At 46.6% G+C, this 5,746-nt stretch carries 2 protein-coding genes and 2 pseudogenes; 3 read left to right on the top strand and 1 reads right to left on the bottom strand.

Annotated features, from left to right (window positions below; genetic code table 11):
- Nucleotides 1-87 precede the first annotated feature (87 nt).
- Nucleotides 88-1,092: a tRNA dihydrouridine(20/20a) synthase DusA gene (gene dusA, locus O3682_RS11550; protein WP_371510166.1), complete on the bottom strand. Its 1,005-nt coding sequence runs from the start codon at nucleotides 1,090-1,092 to the stop codon at nucleotides 88-90.
- A gap of 217 nt (nucleotides 1,093-1,309) precedes the next feature.
- Between dusA and O3682_RS11545 the strand changes: the two genes are divergently transcribed.
- From O3682_RS11545 to O3682_RS11535, 3 genes and pseudogenes are all read left to right on the top strand, one after another.
- Nucleotides 1,310-1,930 (top strand): L-threonylcarbamoyladenylate synthase, encoded by a 621-nt coding sequence (locus O3682_RS11545; RefSeq protein WP_004521114.1) that lies wholly within the window; start codon nucleotides 1,310-1,312, stop codon nucleotides 1,928-1,930.
- Between the two features lie 556 nt (nucleotides 1,931-2,486).
- Nucleotides 2,487-3,299, top strand: a pseudogene (locus O3682_RS11540) (ESPR-type extended signal peptide-containing protein); the annotation flags it as partial.
- Nucleotides 3,300-3,356: 57 nt separating this feature from the next.
- Nucleotides 3,357-5,746: pseudogene (locus O3682_RS11535) on the top strand (hypothetical protein); the annotation flags it as partial.

The following is a 5,746-nucleotide window of genomic DNA, read 5'->3' as shown; positions in this document are numbered from 1 at the left end:
GTGGGAATTTAGGGGATTTTGGGGAATTTTGCAAAGGTCTCCATTTGATGTTTCAGACGGCCTTTCATTTATTCGCACGATATGGCATTAGTCCCAAATATTTACGCGTTCTACTTCTTTCCATGCGTCTAGAATCAGGCTGCCGTCGTTGTCTTTCAGCAAGGCGACATCTGAGAGCATACGGCGCCAAGTGCGGGCATTTTTTAGGCCGTGCATCAAGCCTAGTGCATGGCGGACAATGTGGCGTAGGATAGTGCCGCGTCCTAAGGTGATTTGTTCGCGGCTGTATGCGTATAGCCAAGCTGCTAAATCTGCGTATTGGATTGGTGCGTGTGTGTCGTTGTAAAACAGTGCATCCCAATCGCGCATCAGCATTGGATTGTGATAAGCCTCGCGCCCGATCATGACGCCATCGACAAATTTCAGATGCTCGGTGATTTCTTCGTTGGTTGTGATGCCGCCGTTAATCAAAATTTCCAAGTCGGGAAACTCTTGTTTTAAGCGATATACATATTCATATTTGAGTGGCGGAACTTCGCGGTTTTCTTTCGGGGATAAACCGTCCAGCCAAGCATTGCGCGCATGGACGATAAATGTGCGGCAGGCTGTTTTTTCGCGAAGTGTTCCTACAAAATCTGCCACGACTTGATATTCTGTCTGTCTATCTACGCCGATGCGGTGTTTGACTGTTACCGGGATTTCAACTGCATCCTGCATCGCGTTCAAACAATCTGCCACCAAATCTACATCATTCATCAGGCAAGCGCCGAAAGCGCCTTTTTGAACGCGTGGGCTGGGGCAGCCGCAATTTAGGTTGACTTCGTTATAGCCATACGCCTCAGCCGCTTTGGCAGCGATTGCCAAGTCATGCGGATCTGAGCCACCAAGCTGTAAAGCTACCGGTTGCTCGCCTTCGTTGAAACTCAAAAAGCGGTCTTTATCTCCGTAAACCACCGCGCCTGAATTGACCATTTCGCTATAAAGCCAAGCATTGCGTGTAATTTGTCGCGCCATAAAGCGATAGTGTCTGTCTGTCCAATCGAGCATGGGTGCAACAGACAAGCGGCGGGAAGGTAGGGAAGAAGCAGACATTGAGATGACTTTCAAACAAAATAATGCATTATATAGTGTATTAAATTGACTTTCGATATCGGCCGGTAAATCAAAATTATATATAAGGTATCACTGGGTGCAGCCGTGTTGTAGCTAAGGCTAAATCCATTCATGGTGGTGGAAATCCAATATTCAGACGGCCAAATTAGTTTTAAAATATCAAACAACAAACCATTAGAATGATAAGGAAAAAAACATGGCACAATTTTTCGCCATCCATCCCGATAATCCCCAAGACCGCCTCATCAAGCAAGCCGCCGATATTGTCCGCAGTGGCGGCGTTATCGTTTACCCTACGGATTCCTGCTATGCGCTTGGCTGTAAACTGGGCGACAAAAATGCGATGGAGCGCATTCTCACGATTCGCAAAATCGATCAAAAACACCATTTGACTCTGATGTGTGCCGATTTGAGCGAATTGGGTACTTACGCCAAAGTAGATAATGCCCAATTCCGCCAGCTCAAAGCAGCTACGCCCGGCAGCTACACCTTTATCCTGCAGGCAACCAAAGAAGTACCCAATCGCACGCTTCACCCCAAACGCAAAACCATCGGCCTGCGTGTTCCCGATAACGCTACTGCCTTGGCGCTTTTGCAAGAATTGGGCGAACCTATTTTAAGTTGCACCCTCATGCTGCCCGAAGACGAAGAGCCATTGACCGATCCATACGAAATACGAGATCGTCTTGAGCATGCTGTTGATTTGGTTATTGATGGCGGCTGGTGCGGTACTGAGCCGACAACGGTTATTGATATGACCGATGGTACCGAGCTGATTCGTCAAGGCAAGGGCGATATTGCCGTATTCGGTTTGTAAAACCATCCGCGTCTGTATAAGTAGGGATATGCGTATTCTTTCTATGACGTATTAAAAGCATATTGATAGTTTAAGAAACAAATCATTCAAGCAAGTAGTTGTTCAATATCATTTCATTAAAGGCCGTCTGAAATCTTTCAGACGGCCTTTCCCATTTTTTTTAAAAATAATTCATTTTAAATAAAATTCCGAGCAATTGGCACGTTGCTTGCATGATTACTGTGATTGCTGATGACTTGTCGATGGAATACAACATTATACTTGTTAATAAAAACATGGCCGGAGAACTTTTAATCATTGGTTTTTCTGTTTAAGCTTCATGATTTTGTTTAAAAATTAAAGATAATCGGTTGATATTTTTGACTAGCGGATATTTTGTAAGTATGAAATACTATCCTGTTGCGAGATAGTCAAAGGCCTAAATTTCGTCTCAAAGTGACAATAAACGTCATCTCGAAGTAAGTATTTGCTGGGAAATCCTCCGCAATGATTTTTTAAAGTAGCGTCATGCTCACGCCTACGCTTTTATCCATCATAAAAAGAGAAAGACACACTAATGAATAAGATATTTAAAGTCGTTTGGAACCGTACGATTCAATCTTTCGTTGTAACGTCCGAATTGGCCAAAGGCCGTGTGAAATCGTCCGCAGAACAAAATAGTACAGAAGTATCTGCTGAATCCGGTAAAAATGGTATCGCGACAGTTTTCAGATTGACAGTGATTTCGGCAGCTCTTTTGGGTGCAGGTAATTCGTATGCGGCAACTGCGGGACGAGGACAAATTGCGGTTGATCCTCCGACCAGTGCTACTGCGGTTAGTGGTGCAACAGCGACCGGTATTGGTGCTTTGTCAGTAGGAGCATCAGCTAATGCGGCGGCTAATGGCGCAGTTGCGGTAGGTACGAGTGCAAATGCAACACATAATAACAGCCTTGCTGTTGGTACAAATGCCAAGGCTACTCAAACTCATGCTGTTGCGATGGGTGCAGATACAAGTGCAAGTAGTTCACATGCAACAGCGATAGGTAAAAGTGCCAATGCCGCTTCTACAGATTCAACAGCGCTTGGTGCCGATTCTAAGGCAAGCGGTACTCAAGCGACAGCGGTAGGTAAGAATGCTCTTGCCAATAATACGGGTACAACGGCATTAGGCAATTCAGCACAAGCATTTGGTATAGGCTCTATTGCTTTAGGCCAATCCAGTGTTTCTCGAGGAAGTAATGGAGTTGCAATCGGTGTTGGTAGCGAGGCTTCTGCAAATGCAGAGAATGCCATTGCAATCGGTACGAATGCGGTAGGTAAGATTACGGAATCTATCGCTGTAGGTAGTTCGGCACAGGCTCAAAGTGCAAACACTATTGCCATCGGTAGAGGTGCAGTTGCAAGCTCTCCTGGTGTTGTTACAAAAACCCCAGGTAGCAGAGATGTGGCTGCGAGTGCCATTGCAATTGGTTTGGAAGCTAATGCAAGTAGCTGGGGAGCAATCTCAATTGGTCGTGAAGCTGGGCTAGAGATTCAGAATCCAACTAGCGCAACGACTAATAATATTGCTATCGGTAATACTGCGCGTGTAGGTGATAAAACTGCAAAAAATGTAAGCCAGTCGATTGCCATCGGTTCGGGTAATCACAGAGATACTAATACAGAAGGTAGACCTGAAGGTGCATGGGCACGCGGTGACCAATCTATTGCCATTGGTGGTAATGTTGTGGCTAATGGCAACTCATCTGTTGCCATTGGTGGTGACGATTTGGTGGCGGTAACAAGTACTCTATATTCCGGTAACGCTTCTGACCAGTTTGTTTATTACAATGCAGACGGTAGTGTTAGAGAGCGTTACGCGCTGGCTGGTAAGAATTTAGGTACGATCTACACGAAGATGAGCGGTGATACGATTAGTGGCTATCCGACTACATTGGCCGGTCAAGGCTCTGTTGCCTTGGGTGTTCAAGCCAATGCTATTTCCGATTTATCTTTGGCTGTTGGTACAAGGTCTCAAGCCTCCTCATTTGGTGGTGTGGCTGTGGGTACAGGTGCAAAGGCAACTTTGCTGAACTCTGTAGCTTTGGGTACGGCTTCTAAAACCGATAAAGAAGGTCGGTCATACGTTCAACGTGAAATCATGGGCGTGACCTACACTTGGGCGGGCGGTGCAACTACCGATGCCGGTGATGTTGTGTCTGTTGGTTCTAGAGGTTATGAACGCCAAATCATCAATGTATCCCCTGGCGATATTTCTGCTACTTCTACTGATGCGATCAACGGCTCACAGCTTTATGGTGTCTTGAATGCAATTGAGCGTGTCCGCTATTTCTCTGTTAAGTCAGAAGAAGGCAAAACTGACGGTACGAAAAACTGGAATAACGACGGCGCAAAAGCAACCAATTCGATTGCCATCGGACCGAATGCGGCAACAAGCACTGGTGCGACGGGTAGTGTTTCTTTGGGGTATAATTCCAACGTACTTGGCGAAAATTCTGTTGCTGTTGGTCCAAATGCAACGGTAACTTCGGGAACTGTGGGTGCTGTTGCCTTAGGCTCTAATGCCAATTCCCGCGGTACAGGTTCTATAGCCATAGGTTTGAATACAGAAAATAATTACAATTACTCTGTAGTCGTCGGTGCTCACAGTAGAGCCAACTACGGAAATGCAACCGTTGTCGGTGCAAGGGCAGCGGCACAAAATAACGGTACGGCAATGGGCTTTTTGTCAAATGCAGTCGGTGATGATTCTGTTGCAATCGGTCATCAGGCGCAGACAACCCAATCTTATTCTATTGCCATTGGTAAACAGGCAAACAGTTCGGGCCTTTATTCCACAGCTATCGGCCCTTCAGCACAAGCGACCGGTTATGGCGGTTTTGCCGGAGGTAAAGACGCTAAAGCAAATGGAAATGATTCGGTTGCCTTAGGTCATGGCGCAACGACGACAGTCGGTAGCTCTGTTGCATTGGGCAATGGTGCTGTCGGCACTGCCAATAGTTTTGATGCAACAGCTAAAAATGCGACATTCAAAAACGATAGCGGTGCGGTAACCAACGTCAGCTATGCAGCTTCTTCATCCGCCAAAACAGGCGCGGTTTCTGTAGGCAGCGCAGGTAATGAACGCCAAATTCACAATGTCGCCGCAGGCCGTATTTCCGCCACTTCGACCGATGCGGTCAACGGTAGCCAGCTGTACACAGTTATGAACAATGTTGGACACAATATCCAACAAAACGGTACAGACAAATCCCGTATCAATAACAACGGTACAGTCAACTACGCCGATGGCAACTTGACGACCGTTGCGGTCACCGATGGCGAAAATGCGTCAAAAGTTCAAATCAATGTCACTCAAGGCACATTGTCTGTCGATAATAATGGCACAGTGTCCGTACCGACTGCCGGTGTAGCGACTGCCGGCGATGTAGCCAATGCCATCAATAATGCCAAAACCACAACCAAGGTGGCGGCAGGCAGCAACACGCATGTCAATAAGACAACTTCAGGCAAAGAAACCACTTATACCGTCAGCGCAGATAAAGCAACGGTACAAGTTTCCAATGCTTTGAATTTGACCTCCAATACTACAACTGCAGCCGATGGTGCAGTAACAACTGATTACAGTATCGATCTCGCTCAAAGCACTAAAACCGACATCCAAAAAGGCGTAGATGCCAAAACCACCGTTGACAGCAAAGGCCTGACCTTCAGCGGCGACAGCGGCAGCACCAATATCGAAAAACTCGGCTCCACCGTGACCGTTGCCGGCGACGACAACATCACCACCGAAGCCCAAGACGATAAAGTGACCGTCAAGCTGAACAAAAACCT

The organism is Neisseria sp. 27098_8_112 (assembly GCF_041433235.1).
GTDB lineage: Bacteria > Pseudomonadota > Gammaproteobacteria > Burkholderiales > Neisseriaceae > Neisseria.
This window is presented reverse-complemented; position numbering and strand designations above follow the sequence as displayed.